The sequence below is a fragment of the Mitsuaria sp. TWR114 genome, from assembly GCF_007997345.1.
The window spans coordinates 1-22022 of record NZ_VOSR01000131.1 but is presented as its reverse complement, the minus strand read 5'-3'; the positions used below and the strand labels follow the sequence as shown (position 1 = coordinate 22022).

Here is a 22022-nt window from a genome sequence, read left to right as displayed (position 1 = left end):
TCGCGGCCAGCGGCTGGTTCAGTTCGTGGCTCAGCAGCGAGGCCATCTCGCCGACCGTGGCCAGGCGCGCCGTCGCCTGCAGCCGGTCCGACTGCTGGCGCGACAGCTCCTCGACCTTGCGCTGCGCGCTCAGGTCCAGCACGGCGCTCATCCAGCCGGTCTGCTGGCCCTCGGCGTTGAGCAGCGGCGCCTCGTAGATCATCACCGGGAAGCGCTCGCCGGTGCTGCGCGCGAAGACCGTCTCGAAGCCCTCGCGCGGCGGCAGGCCGGCCTCCCATCTCGCCTCGCGGTCGTGATGGCGGCGCCAGTATTCCTCGATGAACTCGGGCGGCCAGTACGGCGGCGCCTGCGGCGGGCGGCCGGTGCCGACCAGTTCTTCCGCGGCGTACCCGACCATCGCGCAGAACGCCGGGTTGACGTAGCTGATGTTGCCGTCCAGGTCGCGCGCGCGCAGGCCGGTGATCAGCGAGTTCTCCATCGCCTGCCGGAACGCGAGCGACTCGGCCAGCGCGTGCTCCGCCTGCGCGCGCTTGCGCGTGTCGCGCGCCAGCACGATGACCAGCGCGAACAGCGCCAGCGACAGGCCGATCACCAGCGCCGTCGCCAGGTTGGGGATCAGCTGCGGCCGGCCGGTCGCGTTGTCCACGCGCAGCTGCAGGCTCAGGCCGGGCAGGTCGAGCAGGCGCTCGGACAGGTAGAAGCCGCTGCCGCGCGTCAGGCCGGTGCGCGCGAGCCGCGTGCCGTCGCCCTCGACGAAGGACATCTCGAAACGGCGCGCCTGCTCCTGCGAGACCGATTCCTCCAGCAGCGGCCGCAGCCCCATGGTCGCCACGACGTAGGAGCGCGGCTCGCCGGCGCGCACCCGGGGCAGGCACAGGTCGGCGACCTCCATGCCGTCGCCGCCGGGGCCCGGCACGAAGTACGAGCGCGAGAACAGCGGCGTGCCCTGGCGCAGCGCGGCGATGCAGGCGAGCTCGGTCTCGATCTGGAGCTGCTCGCGCGACAGCGTCGAGAACAGCGGCGGCGCATAGGGCGTGTCGACCGCGCGGCGCACCTGGCGCTGCTCGTCGCGCAGCTCGATGCGCAGCATGACCCGCGTCTGCCGCAGCTGCGCGGCGGCGTTGCCGCGCCAGTCGTCGTCCTCGGCCCACATCAGGCCCTGCAGGCCCTGCAGGTCGCGCCCGATCAGCTGCTTGGCGCGCGCGGTCACCTCGGCGGCGGCGAGATCGGAGGCCTCCTGCGCGCGCGCAGCCTCGTGGCTCAGCGTCAGCGTCAGCAGCAGCGACTGCGCGATCAGCAGCAGTCCCACCAGCGTGCCCCACAGCAGCGCACGCCGCCAGCGCCGCGGCCGGGTGCCACGTGCCAGGGGGGTGGAAGGGGCGGACAGCATGATGGTGGGCGAAGGCAGGCAGGGACCGCGGCGCGGCGTGAAGGGGGCGTCGGGACGCGCCGCGAAGGACTTTGGAGTGCCTTGAAAGGACCTTGAAAGGACCTTGAAAGCCAGGTCCGGACGAGGGCCTCGCGCGCGTGCGGGGCAGGCAGTATGGCGCTCGCGCGGGCGCTCCGGATGCGCAGTTTCGCGTATGCCCCTGCGGCCCGGGCGACATGCAGCATACGCATAGTCCGCACTGTCGCCGCCGGGTCGGACTCCTACAATCGCCGACCCGGCCCACGACGGCGGACCGGTTTCAACCAGAAGAGTCCCCCATGTCCACGTCCGAAGAAAAACGCGCTCAGCTGCGCCAGGCCGCTCTCGAATATCACGAGTTCCCGACCCCCGGGAAGATCGCCATCGCCGCCACCAAGCAGCTGATCAACCAGCGTGACCTGGCGCTGGCCTACTCGCCGGGCGTGGCCGCCGCGTGCGAGGAAATCGTCGCCGACCCGGCCAACGCCTTCCGCTACACCTCGCGCGGCAACCTGGTGGCCGTCATCTCCAACGGCACCGCCGTGCTCGGCCTGGGCGACATCGGCCCGCTGGCCTCCAAGCCGGTGATGGAAGGCAAGGGCGTCCTGTTCAAGAAATTCGCCGGCATCGACGTCTTCGACCTCGAGATCGACGAGAAGCACGACCTCGACAAGCTGGTCGACGTGATCGCCGCGCTGGAGCCGACCTTCGGCGGCATCAACCTCGAGGACATCAAGGCGCCGGACTGCTTCTACGTCGAGCGCGAACTGCGCAAGCGGATGAAGATCCCCGTCTTCCACGACGACCAGCACGGCACCGCCATCGTCGTGGCCGCCGGCCTGCTCAACGGGCTGAAGGTCGCGGGCAAGGACATCCGCTCGGTGAAGCTGGTCACCTCGGGCGCCGGCGCCGCCGCCCTCGCCTGCCTGAACCTGCTGGTCAAGCTCGGCCTGCCTCGCGAGAACATCTGGGTGACCGACCTGGCCGGCGTCGTCTACGAAGGCCGCGCCGAACTGATGGACCCGGACAAGGCCGTGTACTCGCAGAAGACCGAGCTGCGCAGCCTGCGCGAGGTCATCGCCGGCGCGGACGTGTTCCTGGGCCTGTCGGCCGGCGGCGTGCTCAAGCAGGACATGGTCGCGTCGATGGCGGCCAAGCCCATCATCTTCGCGCTGGCCAATCCGAATCCGGAGATCCAGCCCGAGGACGTGCACGCGATCCGCGACGACGCGCTGATGGCCACCGGCCGCACCGACTATCCGAACCAGGTCAACAACGTCCTGTGCTTCCCCTACATCTTCCGCGGGGCCCTGGACTGCGGCGCGACGACGATCAATGACGAGATGGAGATCGCCGCCGTCCACGCGATCGCCGAGCTGGCGCAGGCCGAGCAGAGCGAGGTCGTCGCCGCCGCCTACGCCGGCGCCAACCTCAGCTTCGGCCCCGAGTACCTGATCCCCAAGCCCTTCGACCCGCGCCTGATGATGAAGATCGCCCCGGCCGTCGCGAAGGCGGCCGAGGCCTCCGGCGTGGCGCTGCGTCCGATCCAGGACATGCCGGCCTACCTGGAGAAGCTGCAGAGCTTCGTCTACGCCTCCGGCACGACGATGAAGCCGATCTTCCAGATCGCGAAGAAGGCGCAGCACAAGCGCGTCGCCTACGCCGAAGGCGAGGAGGAGCGCGTGCTGCGCGCGGTGCAGGTGGTCGTCGACGAAGGCATCGCCCGCCCGACGCTGATCGGCCGCCCGCAGGTGATCGCCCAGCGCTGCGAGCGCTTCGGCCTGCGCCTGCAGGAGGGCCGCGACTACGACGTGGTGAACACCGAGTTCGACCACCGCTATCGCGACTACTGGCAGACCTACCTCGCGATGACCGAGCGCAAGGGCGTCACGCAGCAGCTCGCCAAGATCGAGATGCGCCGCCGCCTGACGCTGATCGGCGCCATGATGCTGCACAAGGGCGAGGTCGACGGGATGCTCTGCGGCACCTGGAGCAACACCGCGATGCACCTGCAGTACATCGACCAGGTCATCGGCAAGCGGCCCGGCGTCAAGAACTTCGCCTGCATGAACGGCCTGATCCTGCCGGGCCGCCAGGTCATGCTGGTCGACACCCACGTCAACTACGACCCGACCGCCGAGCAGATCGCCGAGATCACCGTGATGGCGGCCGAGGAGATGATGCGCTTCGGCCTGCGCCCGAAGGCGGCGCTGCTGTCGCACAGCAATTTCGGCTCGAGCAACTGCCCGTCCGCGGTCAAGATGCGCGACGCGCTGGCGCTGATCAAGGACAACGCCCCCTGGCTGGAAGCCGACGGCGAAATGCACGGCGATGCCGCGCTGGACCCGCATTACCGCGAGCAGCTGGTCTCCAACAGCACCCTGACCGGCGAGGCCAACCTGCTGGTCATGCCCAACATCGACGCGGCCAACATCAGCTACAACCTGCTGAAGACGGCGGCTGGCGGCGGCATCGCCATCGGGCCGGTCCTGCTGGGCGCAGCCAAGCCGGTCCACGTGCTGACGCCGTCGGCGACCGTTCGCCGCATCGTGAACATGACGGCGCTGACCGTCGCGGACGCGAACGCGGCTCGCTGAGCCAGCGGCGATTCCGGGGCCGGACAGGCCCTGGTATCGCTCATCCAAGCCGCCGGAGGGCCTTTAATCCCGACCTCCGGTCCGGCCTATAGAAAAAGTTTGTAGTGGCTCACCAGTCAATTTCCACTGGATGACTGCTCACGTTTGTGGGTGTTCGGGCGAATGTGTGCGCATGCTAACAATGCCGCTTTTTAAGGCATTGTGGTAGCCCCCGGCTTGAGCATTCGAGGCCGTTTCTGTACCATCTTGGTTTCAGAGTTCAGGGTTAACCCTCGCTGGCTCAGCCCTCCCCCACCGACGATCACAGGCCCCGCGGGCGCTGTTCCGGTGCACGGCCCCACCCAGACATGAGCTCGGATACCCCATCTAGGAGGAACGCGACAATGCTTTTGCAGACAGTCCGTCCCAACATCGTGCAGGCGATCAGAGCCTACCGGGTCGAGGACTTGATGCAGGCCGCGCAGGACGCCGGCCAACATTTCCTGTACGCCAACCTGTCTCCGGCCGAGACCAAACAGGACGTGCTGGAACTGATTGCCAGCAACTTCCTGTTCCCGGCGCACTTCGGCAAGAACATGGAAGCGCTGTACGACTGCATGACCAATCTGGTCCACAAGTCGGGCACGCAACCAGGGTTCGTCGTGGTGTTGGACCAGTTGCCCGATCACGCGAAATTCGATCGGGAGGCACGCGAGCAGTTGCTCGATGTCTTCCGCGAGGCGGCCGACTTCTGGGCCGAGCGGAAGATCTCCTTCAGGTGTTTCTATTCTTTTCAGTAGCCCGCTCCCAAGAATCAGGGTCATGGGAGCGGGCGACTGAGGTGGCCCCCGAAGCGAAGCCGGTGCTCAAGAGCACCAAGACCAATCCGAACCCCAACTTCGGCATGAACATGCCGATGATGTGCAGCGCGTTCGACACGTCGATGTGGCTCAGCGCCGCTTGATGGACTGAAGCGCCGGTTCTGCGCACAAGGCCTTCCGGCGACGGAAGGCCTTTTTCATTGGGCGTCGCCGGCCCATGCGCCCGCTGGCAGCCGCTCAGCCCTGGACCGCCTGCGCCAGCGCGACGAACTCGGCCACCGGCACTTCCTCGGCACGGCGCTGCAGGTCGAAGGTCCCGCCGAAGCCGCGAGCCTCCAGCCACTTCCCCAGCGAGTGCCGCAGCAACTTGCGGCGCTGGGAGAACGCCGAGGCCACCAGCTCGCTGAGCAGCGCCTCGTCGATGCGGGCGGGCGCCGACAGCGGCACCATGCGCACGATCGCCGAATCGACCCGCGGCGGCGGATCGAAGGCTTCCGGCGGCACGTCGAACAGCGCCTCGACGTCGTACCGCCATTGCAGCATCACGCTCAGCCGGCCGTAGTCCTTGCCGCCGGGTCCAGCGGCCATGCGGTCGACGACCTCCTTTTGCAGCATGAAGGTCTGGTCCACCACATGGTCCACTGCGCCAAGCAGGTGGAAGAGGATCGGCGAAGAGATGTTGTAGGGCAGGTTCCCGACGACCTTCAGCTTGCGGCCCCGTTCCGCGGCCAGCGCCGCGAAGTCCACCTTCAGCACGTCGGACTCGATGACGGTCACATCGCCGCGCTTGCGCATGCGCGCGGCTAGGTCGCGGTCCAGCTCGATGACGGTGAGCGGCTGGCTCGAGGCCGGCAGGCGCTGCAGCAGCGGCAGCGTCATGGCGCCCAGCCCGGGACCAATCTCGACCATCGCCTGGTCCTCGCCCGGGCCGATGGCGTCGATGATGCCGTCGATGATGGCCTTGTCGGTCAGGAAGTGCTGGCCGAAGCGCTTGCGCGCGACATGTCCCATGAACTCAGTCCCGGCCGCTCAGTCCAGCCACTCGCGCGTCTCGATGAAGGCGCGGGCGCGCATTTCCTTCATCCAGTCGTTGTAAGCGTCGTCGTACTTGCGCTCGCGCAGCGCGTTGCGCGCCTGTTCGCGCAGTTGCTTGTTGTCGAGCACCACGTCCCGGCGCTCCATCACCTGGATCAGGTGGATACCGAAGCGCGACGGCACCGGGTCCGAGATGCCCTTGAGCGGCAGCGCGTCCATGGCCTGCTCGAACTCGGGCACGAAACCGCCCGGCGACACCCAGCCCAGGTCGCCGCCTTCCTGCGCGCTGCCGTCTTCCGAGTTGGCTCTGGCCAGTTGCTCGAAGGTGGCGCGGCCGGACTCGATCGCGCGCTTGAACTCGACCAGCCGGCGCGTGGCCTGCTCCGGCGTCAGCTGCTCGGACGGGCGCAGCAGGATGTGACGCGCGCGCGTCTGCACGACCACGTTGATCGAGGCCTTGCCGGTCTGGCGCTCGATCAGCTTCATCACATGGAACCCGGCCTCGGAGCGCAGCAGCTCGGGGCGCACCTCGCCGGGCTGCAGGTCCTTGACCGCATCGACGAAGACGTCCGGCAGCTTGTCCGCCGCCCGCAGGCCGATCTCGCCGCCGCGGTTCTTGTTGGCGTCCTCCGACAGCTCGCGGGCGACCTTGGCGAAGTCCTCGCCCGCCTTCACCCGCGCCAGCGCCGATTCGGCGCGCGCCTTGCGCTCGGCCAGCACGACCGGGCCGGCGCCTTCGGGCACCGGCACCAGGATCTGCGCCACGTTCAGCTGCGCGCGGCCCTGCAACGCGGCCTGGCGCTCGTCCAGGTACTTGTCGATGTCGCCGTCGGTAACGCGGATGCGGCCCTGCACCTCGCGTTCGCGCACGCGCTCGCTCAGCATCTGGTCGCGCAGGTTCTCGCGGAAGCGCTTGAAGTCGATGCCTTCGGCGGCCAGGCGCTGGCGGAGTTCCGGCATCGTCAGCTTGTTCTGCGTGGCCACGTTCGCGACGACCCGGTCCAGCTCCGGCTCGTCGACCCGGGGACCGTTCTCGCGCGCGTAGGTGACGACCACGCGCTCGTCGATCAGGCTGTCCAGGGCCTGCTTGTGCAGCAGCTCGTTGGTCACGTTCTGGCCGCGCTGGCGGGCTTCCTCGCGCATGCGCTCGGTGCGCTGGATCACTTCCGACGCCGCCACGATGTCGGTGTTGACGATCGCAGCGATGTAGTCACCGGGCTTGAGCTGGCGCTGTTCGACGACTGGGCGATTGGGCGTCGCGGCGGCCGCCGATGCGGCCGAAGCGGCCGGGGCGGGGGCGGCTGGCCGCGTCTGCGCCGAGGATGCCGAGCCGGCCAGGGCGGCGGTCAGGGACAGGAGCGTGGCCGCCACAGGCTTGAGATGTCGCATCGAACGCAGTTCAGTCATAAGTGCCAAAAGCCGACCGCTCGGAGCTGAGCGACCGGTAACCCGGAATATTGTCTCTCAACACCTTCAGGGCATTGGAGCCCAGCGGCGACAGGCCGACCAGCTCCAGCTGCAGGATCAGCCGCGTATTGGTTTCCGCGCGCCGGTGGCCTGGCGCTCGGCACCGACACGCAGGATCCAGCAGCCCGAGTCGTATTCGGCGCCGATGACGGAATCGGTGAAGCGCTTGTCCCGCATGCTGTACTGCAGGCGGCCCGCGCCGTACCAGGCGCCGGCGCAGCCCGGTCCGCCCGCCACCGACTTGCGGTCCGGTCCGAACAGCGGCCACTGCCAGGCCAGCTCGACCTGCTCGCTCTGGCCGCGCGCCAGCCGGTAGGACGCGCTGACGGTGCGGAACGGTCCCGGCGAATAGCGCAGCCGCAGCACCGTCCGCTCGACCTTGCCGTCGGACGAATTCAGCTGCAGCGTGCTGTCGGTCCACCACGCCTGGTTCAGGTGGGCCGAGGCCAGCAGCACCACGTCCGAGAGGCGGTGCGTCTGCGGCGTGCCGTCCGGCGTGATGCGCTGGTTGCGGAACAGGTAGCGCTGGACCATGCCCAGGCGCAGCTGTTCCTCGCCCTTCTCGTCCTCGATCCAGCGCGTGGTGGCGCCGAAGGCCAGCATGTTGGCGTCGTTGACGCGGTCCACACCGGAGAACTGGTTCTCCGCGAAGACCGAATCGAAGTTGTAGTCGCGCGGCGCGGCGTCGAAATTGGGGATCAGGCTCTGGTCCCGGTACGGCGTGTTCACGTACAGCAGGCGCGGCTCGAGCGTCTGGCGCATCGCCTGGCCGAACAGCGAGGTGTTGCGCTCCAGGATCCAGCCGTGGTCGACGCTGAAGGTCGGGATGGTGCGGCCGATCGAGCGCCGGCCGGTGGCGTCGATGGGCTGGTCCAGGTTGTAGCTGGCCGAATTGACCGACAGCTTGGGGATCAGCCACCAGGCCGCGCCGCTGAAGGGCAGGCTGACGTGACCCAACAGGTGCATGCGCTCGCCGGTCTGGGTCTGCGAACTCAGCGCGCCGCCGGGCAGGTCGAAGCGGTTGTACTCGACCTCCAGCCCGCCTTCCAGGCGCGCGCGACGGCCGGTGGGCAGGTAGCCGGCCAGCACCGATTCATCGGCGCCGGTCTGCAGCCGCACGCCGATCTGCGGCGAGCGCTGGTAGGGCGACGCGAACTGGTCCTCCACCTGCGCGACCTGCAGCGGCTGCCACTTCTGCACCCGCGCGTAGGTCTGCATCTCGCCCCAGTTGAAGCTGAAGTCGCGCTGCGTGCGCAGGTCCGTCGACAGCAGGCGCGGCGTCTGGGACAGCATGCGGCTGCGCAGGTCCTTCCAGTAGTCGTCGTCGGAGACACGCTCGGTGTGGACGTTGTAAGTCCAGTTGGGCGTGATGTCGCCGTCGCCGTTCAGGCGCAGGTCCCAGCGCGAGCGGCCGGTCACGCGGTCGTGCGGCAGCAGCGCGTAGTCGATCTGGCCGCGATGACCGGGCTCCAGGTAGCGGAACTGGCTGTCCACGCCGGGGCGCGCCGCGTCATGATGAAGGGCGTGATGGTCGCGTCGCGGTTGGGCGCGATGCTCCAGTAGAAGGGCTGGCTGTACTCGACGCCGCTGCGGTTGTCGATGTTGACGTTGGGCGGCAGCAGGCCGGACTTGGGCTGGTCGCCGAGCGGGAAGCTCAGCGACGGCGCCGCCAGGATGGGCACGCCCAGGAAGCGCACCACCGCGTCCTTGGCCACGCCCTCGCCCGCGTCGAAGTCCAGGTTCAGGCTGCTGGTGACCAGCTCCCAGTCGCGCTGGCCCTTCTTGCCGGCCTTGGCGTCCTGCAGGTCCTGCTCGCCCTTGTCCGACACCGGGCAGGTCGAGTAGGTCGCCTCGTCGGCGCGCATGCGCTGGTCGCCGAGGAAGTGCAAGGCCTTGGCGCTGCCGCTGCCGCCGGTGGCGGCGAAGAAGTAGGTCGGGCTCTCGAGCTGGCCTTCGAACTTGTCGACGAAGAGCTCCAGCTTGGGACCACGCAGCACCGCGCCGTTCTGGCTGAGCTCCACCTCGCCCTCGGCGGTGGCCAGGTCCTGCGGGTAGTCGTAGCGCAGCGTCTTCGACTTCAGCAGCATGCCGCCGTAGCGCAGCTGGACGTCGCCCTCGGCGGTCGAGGTCTGGTCCATCTCGCTGGTGATGCGGTCGGCGCTGAGCGCCATCGCGGGCCGGGCGTCCTTGCGCTTGGTCTGGTGCAGCTGCTTGACCGACTTGAGGATCAAGGGCTGGCCGGCGGACTCCTGCGCCTGCGCCGTAGACACGGAGACCGCGGGCAGCGCGACCGCCAGGGCGGCGGCCAGGGAGATCGGACGGGGTCGGGAAACCGGAGGGCGCATCAGGCGGGCAGCGTCTTGCAGAGGTCAGGCGGCCGCGCGTCGGTCGCGCCGCGCTGCCCGGGGTTTGTAGAATCATTATCCACGAGGCTCGCCGGCCGGCAGGACCGCCGAAGCGCCTTGTCACCGTCCTCCGGGGCCGCTCGCGCAGCGGCCCTTCTGCTTCCCGCCCCTGCCTCGCCGGCCCTGCGCCCGCGCCCTTGCCGATGACCGCTTCCGATCCGACCGCCGCGCCCGTGCCCTGGCCCGACGCCGACCGCGCCGCCCGTTTCCACGCCTGGATCGCGCCGCTGGTCGAGCCGCTGGGCCTGCGGCTCGAGACGCTCGCCGTCGCCAGCAGCGACGCCGGCTTCCGCCGCTACCTGCGCGTGGCGACGAGCACCGGCGGCACGCTGGTCGTCATGGACGATCCCGCGACGCCGAATCAGCTGGCCGCCTTCCTGCACGTCGGCGCGCTGATGGCCGAACGCGGCCTGCATGTGCCGCGGGTGCTGGCCCACGATGTCGCGCAGGGATTCGCGGTGATGGAGGACCTGGGCCGCCAGTCCTACATCGCGGCGCTGATCGAGGCGCAGCGCGCGGGCGACGAGGCGCTGCCGCGGCAGCTGATGCGCGACGCCACCCAGGCGCTGCTGCGCTGGCAGACCAGCGCGTCGGCCCGCGCCGAGGGCGCGCTGCCGGTCTTCGACGACGCCTTCGTGCGCCGGGAGCTGCAGATCTTCGTCGACTGGTGCGTCCAGGCCCATCACGGCAAGCAGTGGAACGACAAACAGCAGGGCTACTGGGACCGGACGGTCGCCCTGCTCGCCGCCAACATCGCGGCCCAGCCGCGCGTGCCGATGCACCGCGACTACATGCCGCGCAACCTGATGGTCTGCCCCTCCGGCGAAGGCACCGGCGCCTTCGCATCGCCCGGCATCCTGGACTTCCAGGACGCGGTCATGGGGCCGGTCACCTACGACATCGCCTCGCTGCTGCGAGACGCCTTCATCTCCTGGGACGAGGCCGAGGAGCTCGACTGGGCGGTGCGCTACTGGGAAGGCGCCCGGCGCGCCGGGCTGTTCGGCCTGGATCCCGAGGGCGAGGACCCGCACGAGATGGCGCTGGACTTCGGCCTGTTCTGGCGGCGCCTGGAATGGACGGTGCTGCAGCGACAGCTGAAGATCATGGGCATCTTCTGCCGGCTCAAGCACCGCGACGGCAAGCCGCATTACGCCGAGGACCTGCCCCGCTTCTATGCCTACGTGGTCAAGACGGCGACCCGCTACATCGAGCTGTCGCCGCTGCTGCGCCTGATCGAGGACCTGCAGCCGCAGTACACCCAGACCGGCTTCAGCCTGCGCTGATCAGTCGCCGTCGGCAGGCGCCGAGGCCGAGGCTGCCGACGCCTTGGCGGCCCTGGCCTCGCGGGCGGCCTGGAGCGCGAGCAGCTCCTGCGCCGCCAGGTAGCTGGGGCAGCCCGCAGCGGCCAGCCACGGATCCTCATCGCGGCCGCCGAAGATCTCCACCAGGAAATCCATGAACGCGCGGGTGCGCGCCGGGACGAACTTGCGCGTCGGCATCGCCGCCCACAGCTGGTAGCTGTAGATGCGCCACTGCGACAGCACGCGCTCGAGCGCGCCCTCCATCAGCGCGTCGCCGACGACGAAGGACGGCAGCCCCGCGATGCCCAGCCCGTGCAGCGCGCAGGCGTACTTGGTGTCCACCGACGAGGTCGTCATCACCGGGCGCGACGGGATCGCGAAGAAGCTCTCGGCGGTGAGGCCGTCGGCACCGCAACGCTCGAAGGTCACGCCGCGCGACAGCTCATGGATGGGCGGCAGCATGATGTCGTGCTGCTTGAGCTCGGACGGATGCTGCGGCCGGCCGCGCCGCGCGAGGTACTCCGGCGAGGCGCACATGATCACTTCCGTGCGCGCCAGCTTGCGGGCGATGAAGTCGCCCTGCAGCGGGCTGCGCGTCGAGATGACGGTGATGTCGAAGCTCTCGTCCAGCGTGTCCACCGGCCCGGGAGCGACCAGCTCGACGCTGACCAGCGGGTACATCGCATGAAAGCGGGCCATGTGGCGCGCCAGCTGGTGGATCGCGATCGCCGGCGGCATCAGCACGCGCAGGCTGCCGCGCGGCTCGTTGGTGGCGGCGGAGGCCAGCGCTTCGGCCTCCTCGATGTCGCTGAGGATGCGCCGGCAGCGCTCCAGGTAACCCTCGCCGACATCGGTCAGCGACAGCCGCCGCGTCGTGCGGTTGAGCAGCCGCGCGCCGAGGTGCTCCTCGAGGTCGGCCACCAGCCGCGTGACCACGGCCGGCGCCAGGTCCATGGCCCGCGCCGCGCCGGCGAGGCTGCCCTCGTCGATCACGCGGGTGAAGACCCGCATCGCCTTGACCTGATCCATCCCGTCTCCTCCGGGCGACTGCCGCGGGGTTCCCGCGTCGGTCGCCTCTCTATGACTTCGCGATGCGCCGGGGACCGGCCTCAGGGTGCGCGACGGCCGGGCCGCCGCGCCGGGGGGAAGCGCCTCGGCGCCCCGTTCGTCGTCAGGGGTGCGCGGCGATCACCTGCGCCACCGCGGCGGTCAGGCGCTTGCCGTAGGGCACGTGCAGGAACTCGTTGGGGCCGTGGGCGTTGCTCTTGGGGCCCAGCACGCCGCAGACCATCATCTGCGCGGCCGGGAATCCCTTCTGCAGCATGCTCATCAGCGGGATGGTGCCGCCCTGGCCGATGTAGCCGACCGGCTGGCCGAAGTGGGCCTGGCTGGCCTCGTCCAGCGCCTGGCTCAGCCACGGCGACAGCTCCGGCGTGTTCCAGCCGGTGGCGCCATAGGCGCCGGCGCGGCCGTCCGGCACGAAGCTGACCTTGGCGTTGTAGGGCGCGTTGTCCTCGAGCAGCGCCTTGAGCTTGAGCGCGGCCTCGTTGCCGTCGATCAGCGGCGGCAGGCGCAGCGACAGCTTGAACGCGGTGTACGGGCGCAGCACGTTGCCGGCGCTCTTGAGCTCGGGGAAGCCGTCCACGCCGGTGACCGACAGCGTCGGGCGCCAGGTGCGGTTCAGCAGCACCTCGACCGGATCCTGCGTCACCGGCAGCACCGGGCCGCCGTCCGCGCCGCAGGCCCAGGGCAGGCGCTTGTAGACCTCTTCCTTCAGGATCGCGGCGGTGGCCTGCGCCTGCTCGTGGCGCACGCCGGGGATCTCGCAGTGGAAGGACTCGGGCAGCAGGCGGCCGGTCCTGGAATCCTCCAGCCGGTCCAGCACCTGGCGCAGGATGCGGAAGGACGAGGGCACCACGCCGGACGCGTCGCCGGAGTGGATGCCCTCGGTCAGCACCTCGACCTTCAGCACGCCGGAGACCATGCCGCGCAGCGAGGTGGTCATCCACAGGCGGTCGTAGTCGCCGGCACCGGAGTCCAGGCAGACCACCAGCGAGACATTGCCCAGTCGCGGCTTGAGCAGGTCGATGTAGGCCGGCAGGTCATAGGAGCCCGATTCCTCGCAGGCCTCGATCAGGCCGACGCAGCGCGGGCGCGGCACGCCCTGCTGGTCCAGCGCCAGCAGCGCGGTGATCGACGCGTAGATCGCGTAGCCGTCGTCGGCGCCGCCGCGGCCATAGAGCTTGCCGTCCTCGTACTTGGGCGTCCACGGGCCCAGGTCGGCGCGCCAGCCGTTGAACTCGGGCTGCTTGTCCAGGTGGCCGTACAGGACGACGGTGTCGGCGCTGTCGGCCTTGGTCGCCGGCAGCTCGAAGAAGATGACCGGCGTGCGGCCTTCCTGGCGGATGACCTCCAGCTTCAGGCCGGCGATCTTCTTGCTTTCCACCCACTGGGCGGCGTCGCGGACGACGCGGTCGATGTAGCCGTTGGCCTGCCAGTCGGCATCGAACATCGGGCTCTTGGCCGGGATGGCGATGTAGTCGGTCAGCGCGGGGACGATCTCCTGGTCCCACACCTTCTCGGCGAAGGCGCCCAGGGCGCTGATTTCATCGGCTTGCAGCGGCAACGACGGGTCACGTGCGTTCATGCGGGTCTCCTGCGCGGCCGGTCGGGCCGCCGTGGCTGGGTCCGGGGTCGCGGTCGCGGCCGGTCCGGGCGGAAGGGGTGAATCGGGCGATTCTAGGAGCGTGCGCCCAGCCAGGCGCGCAGCCGGGCGAAGACCTGTTCGCGCTCAGGTTCGTTGAAGATCTCGTGCGCCAGGCCCGGGAAGGGAACGGCCTGCACCGCGCCGCCCGCGGCGGCGGCCGCGGCGAAGGCGGCGCTGCCGGCCGGGGCCACACAGCGGTCGGCGCCGGCCCACATCAGCAGCGTCGGCGTGGTCCAGCGCGGCACCAGCGGCAGGGTGTCGGGACCGAAGCTGGCGATCATCCGGGCCAGCGTCGGGGTGATGCGGTCGTGGACCAGCGGATCGTCCTTGTAGGCCTGGACGACCTCCGGGCTGCGCGAGACCCACGATGGATTCAGGCCGTTGCCCACGGCCAGGTGCGGCACCAGCGGCAGGGTGGCGCCCAGCAGGCCGCGCTGGAACGCCGACAGGCCGGGGTCGAGCGCCGGGGAGCTGAGGATCAGCCCGTCGACCGGGCGCGACCAGGGCGCCTGCTCGAGCGCGCCGGCGACGAAGCGGGCCGCGACGGCCCCGCCCATCGAATGGCCCAGCAGGATCAGCGGGCCGCGTCCCTTGCGCTCGTCGGCGCGCAGGCCGTCGATCGCGGCGGCCAGGTCGCGCAGCAGGCTGTCGTGGGCGGGGATGTCGCCGCGCGGTCCGCCGGAGGCGCCGTGGCCGCGTTGGTCGTAGCCGGCGGCATGCCAGCCCCAGTCGTTCAGGCGCCCGGCGACGGCCTCGTAGCGCCCGATGTGCTCGCCCAGGCCGTGCACGATCAGCACGGTGCCGCGGGTGGGCAGCGACAGGTCGGCGCCCCATTCCCGCCAGTGCAGCGGGAGGCCATCATGGCCGGTCAGAGTCTTCATGGGGCCGGAGTGTAGGATCGCCCGCGCCCAGTCTTCCCGCCGGGGACGCCCCCCCGTTCCGACGACGATGACCCCTGCCCTGCTCGAGTCCTTCCCCGCCTTCAACCCGGAAGTGCGCCTGCAGCCGCCGCCCCTCGAGCGCTGGCGCCGCGGTACCGGCACGGACGTGGCGTTCGTCCACGTGCTGGACTCGGGCCGGCCGGGCCCGGTGGCGATGGTGGTGGCGCTGGTGCACGGCAACGAGCTCTGCGGCGCGATCGCGCTGGACGGACTGCTGGGTCGGTCCCTGAAGCCGCTGCGCGGCCGGCTGGTGCTGGCCTTCGCGAATGTCGAGGCCTACGGGCGCTTCAATGCGCTGACGCCGTTCGCGTCACGCTGCGTCGACGAGGACATGAACCGCGTCTGGGACGAGGCGGTGCTGCGCGGGCCGCGCGACTCGGTCGAGCTGCGCCGGGCGCGCGAGCTGGCGCCCTTCGTGGACGCGGCGGACGTGCTGCTGGACCTGCACTCGATGCAGGAGCCGGGCGCGCCGGCGCTGACGATCTGCGGCATGACCGACAAGAGCGTGCCGCTGGCCCGGGCGCTGGGGCAGCCGGAGACGCTGCTGGTCGACACCGGCCATGCGGCCGGGCTGCGCATGATCGACCGCGGCGGCTTCGCGGATCCGCGGAGTCCGCGACAGGCGGTGCTGGTCGAGTGCGGCGCGCACTGGGAACCGGCAAGCGCCACGATGGCGACCGACGTGACGCTGCGCTTCCTGCGGCATCTGGGGATGATCGACGACGCGTGGATGGCGGCATCGCCGCGCCTGCCCACGCCGGCGCGGCAGCGGCTGGTGCGCGTCGGCGAGGGCGTGACCGCGGCATCGCCCGACTTCCGCTTCCTGCTGCCCACGCATCACCTGAAGCTCATTCCCGCGGCCGGCACGCCGCTGGCCGAGGACGGCGCGCGACGCTGGGTCACGCCGCACGACGACTGCGTGCTGATCATGCCGTCGCGGCGGGCCGGCGTGGCCGGGCAGACGATGGTGCGGCTGGGGCGCTACGAGGACTGATCACCGCCGTCGCACGCGAGGGCCCGTCCTCAATCCCGGTCGAACTTGAACACCGCCATGCTGGCCATCAGGTTGGGCAGCACGCGGACCTGGCGGCCGTCCTGGACGCCGAAGCTGTCCAGCACCCGCAGGCCGCACTTGCGCGCCAGCACATGGAAGTCGGCGTAGGTGCCGACGCGGATGTTGGGCGTGTCGTACCACTGGTAGGGCAGCACGCGGGTCACCGGCATGCGGCCCGACAGCACCTGCAGCCGGTTGGGCCAGTGCGCGAAGTTGGGGAAGCTGACGATGCCGATGCGGCCCACGCGGGCGGTCTCGCGCAGCATCGCCTCGGTGTTGCGCAGGTTCTGCAGCGTCTCCAGCTGCAGCACGACGTCGAAGCTCTGGTCCTCGAAGATCGCCAGCCCTTCCTCCAGGTTGAGCTGGATCACGTTCACGCCGCGCTGCGCGCAGGCCAGCACGTTCGCGTCGTCCAACTCCACGCCGTAGCCGGTGCAGCCCTTGGTGGCCTGCAGGTGCGCCAGCAGCTCGCCGGTGCCGCAGCCCAGGTCCAGCACCCGCGACCCCGCCGGCACCAGCTCGGCAATCATGTCCATCACGGCCCGGTCGCTCATACCGCCACCCCCTGCAGGCGATGCGAGACCGCCGCCGTGCCACCGGGCACCGGCCGTTCATGCTCTCCGGCGATGCGGTCGAAATAGGCGCGCAGCACGCCGTGATAGCGCGGATCCTCGAGCAGGAAGGCGTCGTGGCCGTGCGGCGCGTCGATCTCGGCATAGGAGACGTCGCGCTTGTTGTCGAGCAGGGCCTTGACGATCTCGCGCGAGCGCGCCGGCGAGAAACGCCAGTCCGTCGTGAAGCTCACCACCAGGTACTTGCACAGCGCGCTGGCGAAGGTACGGCTCAGGTCGCCGCCGTGCTCGCGCGCCGGGTCGAAGTAGTCCAGCGCCCGCGTGATCAGCAGGTAGGTGTTGGCGTCGAAGTACTCGCTGAACTTGTCGCCCTGGTAGCGCAGGTAGCTCTCGATCTGGAACTCGATGTCCGAGGTCGAGTAGCCCAGCTCCGCGGCGCGCATCTGGCGGCCGAACTTCTCTTCCATCACGTCGTCGCTGAGGTAGGTGATGTGGCCAATCATCCGCGCCACCCGCAGGCCGCGACGCGGCACGACGCCGTGTTCGTAGAAGAAGCCGTCGTGGAATTCGGGGTCGGTGATGATCGCGCGCCGCGCGACCTCGTTGAAGGCGATGTTCTGCGCCGACAGGTTGGGCGCCGTCGCCACCGCGATGCAGTGCCGCATGCGCTGCGGGTAACGCAGCGACCAGTCCAGCGCCTGCATGCCGCCCAGCGAGCCGCCCAGCACCGCCGCCAGCTGCTGGATGCCGAAGCGGTCCAGCACCCGGGCCTGCGCATCCACCCAGTCCTGCACGGTGACGACGGGGAAGTCCTTGCCGTAGACGCGGCCGGTGGCCGGATTCAGGTGCATCGGTCCCGTGGAGCCGAAACACGAGCCCAGGTTGTTGATGCCGATGACGAAGAAGCGGTCGGTATCCAGCGGCTTGCCCGGTCCGACCAGGTTGTCCCACCAGCCCTCGCTCTTCTCGATGCCGGCATGCGTGCCGGCCACGTGGTGGCTGGCGTTCAGCGCGTGGCAGACCAGCACCGCGTTGGACTTGTCCTCGTTCAGGCGGCCGTAGGTCTCGACCATCAACTCGTAGCCCGCGATGCGGGCGCCGCTGCGCAGGGTCAACGGCTCGTCGAACAACAAGCGCTGCGGTGTGACGTCACCGACAGATCCCATGAAACACCCCAAAAAAGCAAAACCCGGCGCCGCGCTTGAAGCGGAACACCGGGTCTCGATCCGTGGATCGGGTGTCCCTCTTTAGCTGCATTTCTTGGGCGCCCGCAAGCCGGACAAATCGGCGCCATGGGGCGGGAGTATAGCCACGCCTCCGGAGCCCGCCGCCCCGGAGGCGCACCGCGCCGCGCTCAGGGCGCCGTGCAGAGGCAGTGCACGATCGCGCGCACCGGCGGCTTCGACCCGGCCGCCCCGCCTGGGCCTGCTCGGCCAGCCAGGTCATGTCGACCTGGGCCTCACGCAGCGCGGCCGGCATCGCCGGAACGCCGCCCAGCGCGTGCATCACCATGCCGCGCAGCGAGGGCGCGGCCGCGTCGCCAACGCTGGTCAGCAGGCGGTCGAGCGTGCTGCGCTCGGGCTCGACGTAGCGCACCGTCGGGTCGTCGCCGAGCTTGGCGCGTTTGGCCGCGCTGGCGATCGCGTCCTGCAGCAGGCCGTTGCGGTCCACCAGGCCGCGCTCCAGCGCCTGCGCGCCCGTCCACACGCGGCCCTGGCCGACGGCGTCGATCTGGGGCTGCGTCTTGTTGCGGGCCTGGGCGGCCTTGCCGGTGAAGTCGGCATAGATGTGCTCGATCGACGACTGCACCACCTGCGCCAGGCGTGGATCCAGCGGACGCCGCGGGTCATAGCCGCTGGCCAGCCAGGTGGTGGTATAGCCGCCGGTGTGGATGGACAGCTTGTCCATCAGCTTCTCGGCGGTCGGCAGCATGCCGAAGACGCCGATCGAGCCGGTGATCGTGGACGGGTCGGCGATGACCTCGTCCGAGGACATGGAGATCCAGTAGCCGCCCGACGCGGCCACGCCGCCCATCGACACCACGACCGGCTTGCCGACGGCGCGCGTCAGCTCCAGCTCGCGGCGCACCAGTTCGGAAGCGAAGGCGCTGCCGCCCGGCGAGTTCACGCGCAGCACGATGGCCTTGACCTTGTCGTCCTCCCGCGCCTGGCGGATCAGCTTGGACATCGAGTCGCCGCCGATGCGGCCCGGGCCGGCGTTGCCGTCCACGATCTCGCCCTCCGCCACGATCACGCCGACCTGGCCTTCCGGCTTGGGCAGCGTCGGCGACAGCTGGGCGACATAGGCGCCCAGGCCGATGCGGCGCAGGTGCTTCTCGTCCTTGGCGCCGCGCTTCTCCAGCAGCGCCTCGACCTGGTCCTGCGTCTTCAGGCCGTCGACCAGCTTCTCGGCCAGCACGAACTTGCCGGGATCGCCGCCGACCGCCTGCAGGCGCTGCGGCAGCTCGTCGATCGCGCGCTGGATCGCGCCCTTGGGCAGCTTGCGCGCGGCCTCGACGCTGGCCTGGTAGCGGGTCCAGAGCTCGTCGTACAGATAGCCCTCGGCTTCCAGCGTCGCCTTGGACGGCCCGTTCGCGAAGTAGGGCTCGACCGCATTCTTGTAGGTGCCCACCCGCATCACGTTGGGCGCGATGCCCAGGCGGTCCAGCGCGTCCTTGTAGTAGTTGCGGTAGCGCCCGTAGCCCTCGATCATCACGCCGCCCATCGGATGGACGTAGACCTCGGTGGCCTGCGCGGCCAGGTAGTAGGCGCGCTGGTCGAAGGCCTGGCCGAAGGCCACGACCGGCTTCTTGCTGGCCTTGAAGCGGGTCAGCGCCGCTTCGATCTCATGCAGCGCGGCCGGCGTGGCCGAGCCCATCTGGTCGAGCTCCAGCAGCACCTGGACGATCTTGTCGTCCTTGGCCGCGGCGTCGATCGCGCGCAGGATGTCGCGCAGCCGCGTCTGGGCGCGGTCCTCGCCCTTGATCTGGGCAATCGCCTGGTCGCGTGGCGAGCCCGAGAACTGCTCGACGACATCGCCGCGGATGTCCAGCACCAGGGTCGTCTTCTCCTGCAGCGGCTTGCCGCCGCGCGTGGCGGCCCAGACCAGGCCGATCACGATCAGCCAGAACAGCAGCGTGAACACCACGCGCCGCGTGCCGTCCAGGAACCACCACAGCCGGCCGAACAAGCGCCCGATCGGCGCCAACGCTCGCTTCACACCCATCCAATCCTCCCGGGATCTGTCAAAGGAATGCGCCGGCGGGGTCGGGATCGGACCCGGGCCGGATCGGGCGATTGTGGGCCCAGTCAGGCGCATCGGCGGGAAGTCAGCGCCGCCCTCGCCCGTAGGGGGGAGAGCCTGGAAGCGACGACGCCCGGCTGGACCGGGCGTTCGTGGGGTCGCGGGATGGGCCGCGGGATAGGTGGCGGACCGGCCGGCCCGCGGGGCTCAGGCGTTGGCCGGCGGCACCGTGTCCTGGAAGCTCTGGCGCGTCATCAGCTTGTCGAAGTGGCGGGCCAGGTTGGGATAGGCCGCGCGCCAGTCGATCTGCGGGAAGCGGAAATCCAGGTAGCCGAGCGCGCAGCCCAGCGAGACGTCGGCCAACGTGAAGTGGTTGCCGGAACACCAGTTCTTCTCGCCCAGGCCATGCGCCATCGCCTGCAGCGAGGCATGGACCTTGTTCATCTGGCGCGTCACCCAGGCCTCGCTGCGCTCACCCGGGGCGCGGCCGGACCAGGTGTGCTCCAGGCGCGCGGCGACGCAGGCGTCGATCAGGCCATCGGCCAGCGCTTCCCAGGTCCGCACCTCGCAGCGCTCGCGGCCGCGGTCGGGGATCAGGCGGCCGACCGGCGACAGGGTGTCGACGTACTCGACGATGACGCGCGAGTCGAACACGGCGCCGGTGATCGAATCCTGCCCCTCCATGACCAGGCACGGCACCTTGCCGAGCGGGTTCACCTTGAGGATGTTGTCGCTGCCCCAGACGTCTTCCAGCTCGAACTGGTAGTCGAGCTTCTTTTCCGCCATGACGACGCGGACCTTGCGGACGTAGGGGCTGGTGAGGGATCCGATGAGCTTCATGGTGTCGCGGGATTCTAGCCAGTCGCTTCCCCGCGCTGACTCCCGCAAGCGACAGGTCGGTTGCCCTCATTTGGGTGTATTGCCGTCCCCTGCGCCGGTGACGCACACTCTCGCCCGCCCGCCGCTGAGCGGGCCGCGGCCGGCACGGCCGACGATCGCGCTGCGAACCACCGCAGCGCAGACAACAACGGAGGGCCCCCCAATCCGGGGTCATCGAGAAGAGGGAAACCATGCAACAGAACGAAGAAGCCGCGACGACCGGCGGCCTGACCGGATGGCCGCTGTCGGAGTTCCGCAAGCGCAAGCTTGAGATCCGGTTCACCGGATCGGGCAGCGAGTATTTCCGGATCTGGATCGTCAACCTGCTGCTGACGATCGTCACCGCCAGCCTGTACTGGCCCTTCGCCAAGGCGCGGCGCATCCGCTACTTCTACGCCAACACGCTGATCGACGGCCACGCGCTGTCCTTCCACGGCGACCCCTGGAAGATGTTCCGCGGCCACCTGCTGCTGCTGGTGCTGATGGGGACCTACTCGGCGGCGGGCCACTTCTCGCCGATGGCCGGCCTGATCGCCTTCGCCGTGATGGCCGCGATCTGGCCGGCGCTGTGGCGCGCGGGCATGCAGTTCCGGCTCGGCAACACCGGCTGGCGCGGCCTGCGCTTCGGCTTCGCCGGCACGCTCAAGGGCGCCTACGGCCCGGCGCTGCCGATCTGGATCTGCTCCGCGGTGATCCTGCTGGTGCAGGTGGTCGGCGGCCCGGCGGGGCTGCCGGTGGACGGCAAGCCGCGCTTCGGCATGGTCGAGAAGGTGGTCCTGCTGGTCGCCGGCGCCATCCTGCTGCTGACGCCCTGGGTGATCGCCGCCGCCAAGCGCTACCAGCACAACGGCTACCGGATCGCCGCCCAGCACGGTGAGCTGCGACTGGGCGCCGGCCCGGTCTACTGGCTGAGCCTGAAGACCCTGGGCGTCACGCTGCTCATCACCATCCTCATGCTGGTGCTGGCGGGCGCCGGCTTCGCGATCGGCATGTTCGTCCTGCACTCGCCGAAATTCGCGAGCGCCGCGGCGGTCGTGGGCGCGATGGTCGGTTACCTGCTGTACTTCGCGCTGCTCGGACCGTTCTTCACCGCCCGCTTCCAGAACCTGGTCTGGAACGGCACCACCACCGAGGACCTGTCCTTCACCAGCCAGCTGAAGGTCGGCGCGCTGACCTGGCTGACGCTGAAGAACTGGGTGCTGACGCTGATCACGCTGGGCCTGTACCGGCCCTTCGCCGTCGTGCACACCACGCGACTGCGGCTGGAGGCCGTCAGCGTGACGATGGACGGCGACCCCGAGACCTGGGTGGCCGGCCAGGGCAGCGCCCCGCAAGACGCTGCGGGCGAACTCGCCGGCGACTTCTTCGGCATCGACATGGGCCTGTGATGACGGGCCAGGCCTCGGACGCGCCGACGCTGCTGGCGGACTACTTCGACGGCCGCAGCGCCCGCGCGCGACCGGTGCGCCTGTGGCTGGAGCATGAGCAGCTCGTCATCCACGACCAGGACCTGGACGGTGTCGAGCGGCGCTATCCGATCCGGCAGGTGCAGTGGCCGGAGCGGACGCGCCATGGCCAGCGCCAGGCCCAGCTGCCCGACGGCGGCGTGCTGA

18 protein-coding genes and 1 pseudogene are annotated in these 22022 nt (G+C 69.9%); 7 read left to right on the top strand and 12 right to left on the bottom strand.

All coding sequences use genetic code 11. The features are described from left to right. Window positions 1-1390 (bottom strand): PAS domain S-box protein (locus tag FUT87_RS06335; RefSeq protein WP_147240455.1); only part of this gene is annotated, 1390 nt, incomplete at its 3' end. Between the two features lie 317 nt (window positions 1391-1707). On the opposite strand from FUT87_RS06335, the gene FUT87_RS06330 reads away from it, so the two are divergent. From FUT87_RS06330 to FUT87_RS30405, 3 genes are all read left to right on the top strand, one after another. Continuing rightward, on the top strand, window positions 1708-4005 hold the full coding sequence (locus FUT87_RS06330) for an NADP-dependent malic enzyme (RefSeq protein WP_147240454.1): 2298 nt from the start codon (window positions 1708-1710) through the stop codon (window positions 4003-4005). A gap of 347 nt (window positions 4006-4352) precedes the next feature. After that, window positions 4353-4784: a barstar family protein gene (locus FUT87_RS06325; protein ID WP_091730726.1), complete on the top strand. Its 432-nt coding sequence runs from the start codon at window positions 4353-4355 to the stop codon at window positions 4782-4784. Window positions 4785-4825: 41 nt separating this feature from the next. After that, window positions 4826-4948, top strand: coding sequence for a hypothetical protein (locus FUT87_RS30405; RefSeq protein WP_255488907.1), 123 nt, complete (start codon window positions 4826-4828; stop codon window positions 4946-4948). Between the two features lie 94 nt (window positions 4949-5042). Here the strand turns inward: FUT87_RS30405 and rsmA are convergent, their stop codons facing one another. The 4 genes from rsmA to FUT87_RS28470 form a co-directional block, all read right to left on the bottom strand. Next, window positions 5043-5816 carry a 16S rRNA (adenine(1518)-N(6)/adenine(1519)-N(6))-dimethyltransferase RsmA gene (gene rsmA / locus FUT87_RS06320; protein ID WP_147240453.1) on the bottom strand — a complete coding sequence of 258 codons (774 nt, stop codon included), beginning with the start codon at window positions 5814-5816 and terminating at the stop codon, window positions 5043-5045. 18 nt (window positions 5817-5834) lie between these two features. Continuing rightward, a complete protein-coding gene (locus FUT87_RS06315) occupies window positions 5835-7211 on the bottom strand; it encodes a peptidylprolyl isomerase (RefSeq protein ID WP_255511697.1) in 1377 nt (458 codons plus the stop codon). A gap of 153 nt (window positions 7212-7364) precedes the next feature. Further along, complete coding sequence (locus tag FUT87_RS28475; protein WP_186830384.1) at window positions 7365-8801, bottom strand: LPS-assembly protein LptD; 1437 nt, start codon at window positions 8799-8801, stop codon at window positions 7365-7367. Then, window positions 8723-9652, bottom strand: a complete 930-nt coding sequence (locus FUT87_RS28470) for an LPS-assembly protein LptD (RefSeq protein WP_186830383.1) — start codon at window positions 9650-9652, stop codon at window positions 8723-8725. The genes FUT87_RS28475 and FUT87_RS28470 overlap by 79 nt, the downstream gene beginning before the upstream one ends. 203 nt (window positions 9653-9855) lie before the next feature. On the opposite strand from FUT87_RS28470, the gene FUT87_RS06305 reads away from it, so the two are divergent. Beyond that, entirely contained in the window at window positions 9856-10995 is a 1140-nt protein-coding gene (locus FUT87_RS06305) for an aminoglycoside phosphotransferase family protein (protein ID WP_147240450.1), read from the top strand. Here the strand turns inward: FUT87_RS06305 and FUT87_RS06300 are convergent, their stop codons facing one another. From FUT87_RS06300 to FUT87_RS06290, 3 genes are all read right to left on the bottom strand, one after another. Further along, entirely contained in the window at window positions 10996-12042 is a 1047-nt protein-coding gene (locus FUT87_RS06300) for a LysR family transcriptional regulator (RefSeq protein WP_091730706.1), read from the bottom strand. A gap of 142 nt (window positions 12043-12184) precedes the next feature. Next, complete coding sequence (locus FUT87_RS06295; RefSeq protein WP_147240449.1) at window positions 12185-13660, bottom strand: M20 family metallopeptidase; 1476 nt, start codon at window positions 13658-13660, stop codon at window positions 12185-12187. Between the two features lie 92 nt (window positions 13661-13752). After that, window positions 13753-14601: an alpha/beta hydrolase gene (locus tag FUT87_RS06290; RefSeq protein ID WP_147240448.1), complete on the bottom strand. Its 849-nt coding sequence runs from the start codon at window positions 14599-14601 to the stop codon at window positions 13753-13755. A 67-nt stretch (window positions 14602-14668) separates the two neighbouring features. Between FUT87_RS06290 and FUT87_RS06285 the strand changes: the two genes are divergently transcribed. Then, window positions 14669-15655, top strand: a complete 987-nt coding sequence (locus tag FUT87_RS06285) for a succinylglutamate desuccinylase/aspartoacylase family protein (protein ID WP_147240447.1) — start codon at window positions 14669-14671, stop codon at window positions 15653-15655. A gap of 29 nt (window positions 15656-15684) precedes the next feature. On the opposite strand, the gene metW is transcribed toward FUT87_RS06285, so the two are convergent. The 4 genes from metW to FUT87_RS06265 form a co-directional block, all read right to left on the bottom strand. Beyond that, a complete protein-coding gene (metW, locus tag FUT87_RS06280) occupies window positions 15685-16269 on the bottom strand; it encodes a methionine biosynthesis protein MetW (protein ID WP_091730690.1) in 585 nt (194 codons plus the stop codon). After that, window positions 16266-17453 carry a homoserine O-acetyltransferase gene (locus FUT87_RS06275; protein WP_091730687.1) on the bottom strand — a complete coding sequence of 396 codons (1188 nt, stop codon included), beginning with the start codon at window positions 17451-17453 and terminating at the stop codon, window positions 16266-16268. Before FUT87_RS06275 ends, metW begins: the two co-directional genes overlap by 4 nt. Further along, entirely contained in the window at window positions 17437-19512 is a 2076-nt protein-coding gene (sppA, locus tag FUT87_RS06270) for a signal peptide peptidase SppA (protein ID WP_147240446.1), read from the bottom strand. The genes FUT87_RS06275 and sppA overlap by 17 nt, the downstream gene beginning before the upstream one ends. 225 nt (window positions 19513-19737) lie before the next feature. Further along, window positions 19738-20370 carry a glutathione S-transferase family protein gene (locus FUT87_RS06265; RefSeq protein WP_147240445.1) on the bottom strand — a complete coding sequence of 211 codons (633 nt, stop codon included), beginning with the start codon at window positions 20368-20370 and terminating at the stop codon, window positions 19738-19740. 230 nt (window positions 20371-20600) lie between these two features. Between FUT87_RS06265 and FUT87_RS06260 the strand changes: the two genes are divergently transcribed. Both FUT87_RS06260 and FUT87_RS06255 read left to right on the top strand, forming a co-directional pair. Further along, window positions 20601-21797, top strand: a complete 1197-nt coding sequence (locus FUT87_RS06260; RefSeq protein ID WP_147240444.1) for a YjgN family protein — start codon at window positions 20601-20603, stop codon at window positions 21795-21797. Further along, a pseudogene (locus tag FUT87_RS06255) lies at window positions 21797-22022 on the top strand (hypothetical protein); the annotation flags it as partial. The gene FUT87_RS06260 and the pseudogene FUT87_RS06255, both read left to right, overlap by 1 nt.

Bases quoted from the DNA above. Each gene is read 5' to 3' on its own strand.
- FUT87_RS06330 (WP_147240454.1), top strand. From the start codon at position 1,708: ATGTCCACGTCCGAAGAAAAACGCGCTCAGCTGCGCCAGGCCGCTCTC.
- FUT87_RS06325 (WP_091730726.1), top strand. From the start codon at position 4,353: ATGAGCTCGGATACCCCATCTAGGAGGAACGCGACAATGCTTTTGCAG.
- rsmA (WP_147240453.1), bottom strand. From the start codon at position 5,816: ATGGGACATGTCGCGCGCAAGCGCTTCGGCCAGCACTTCCTGACCGAC.
- FUT87_RS28470 (WP_186830383.1), bottom strand. From the start codon at position 9,652: ATGCGCCCTCCGGTTTCCCGACCCCGTCCGATCTCCCTGGCCGCCGCC.
- FUT87_RS06305 (WP_147240450.1), top strand. From the start codon at position 9,856: ATGACCGCTTCCGATCCGACCGCCGCGCCCGTGCCCTGGCCCGACGCC.
- FUT87_RS06300 (WP_091730706.1), bottom strand. From the start codon at position 12,042: ATGGATCAGGTCAAGGCGATGCGGGTCTTCACCCGCGTGATCGACGAG.
- FUT87_RS06295 (WP_147240449.1), bottom strand. From the start codon at position 13,660: ATGAACGCACGTGACCCGTCGTTGCCGCTGCAAGCCGATGAAATCAGC.
- FUT87_RS06290 (WP_147240448.1), bottom strand. From the start codon at position 14,601: ATGAAGACTCTGACCGGCCATGATGGCCTCCCGCTGCACTGGCGGGAA.
- FUT87_RS06285 (WP_147240447.1), top strand. From the start codon at position 14,669: ATGACCCCTGCCCTGCTCGAGTCCTTCCCCGCCTTCAACCCGGAAGTG.
- metW (WP_091730690.1), bottom strand. From the start codon at position 16,269: ATGAGCGACCGGGCCGTGATGGACATGATTGCCGAGCTGGTGCCGGCG.
- FUT87_RS06275 (WP_091730687.1), bottom strand. From the start codon at position 17,453: ATGGGATCTGTCGGTGACGTCACACCGCAGCGCTTGTTGTTCGACGAG.
- sppA (WP_147240446.1), bottom strand. From the start codon at position 19,512: ATGGGTGTGAAGCGAGCGTTGGCGCCGATCGGGCGCTTGTTCGGCCGG.
- FUT87_RS06265 (WP_147240445.1), bottom strand. From the start codon at position 20,370: ATGAAGCTCATCGGATCCCTCACCAGCCCCTACGTCCGCAAGGTCCGC.
- FUT87_RS06260 (WP_147240444.1), top strand. From the start codon at position 20,601: ATGCAACAGAACGAAGAAGCCGCGACGACCGGCGGCCTGACCGGATGG.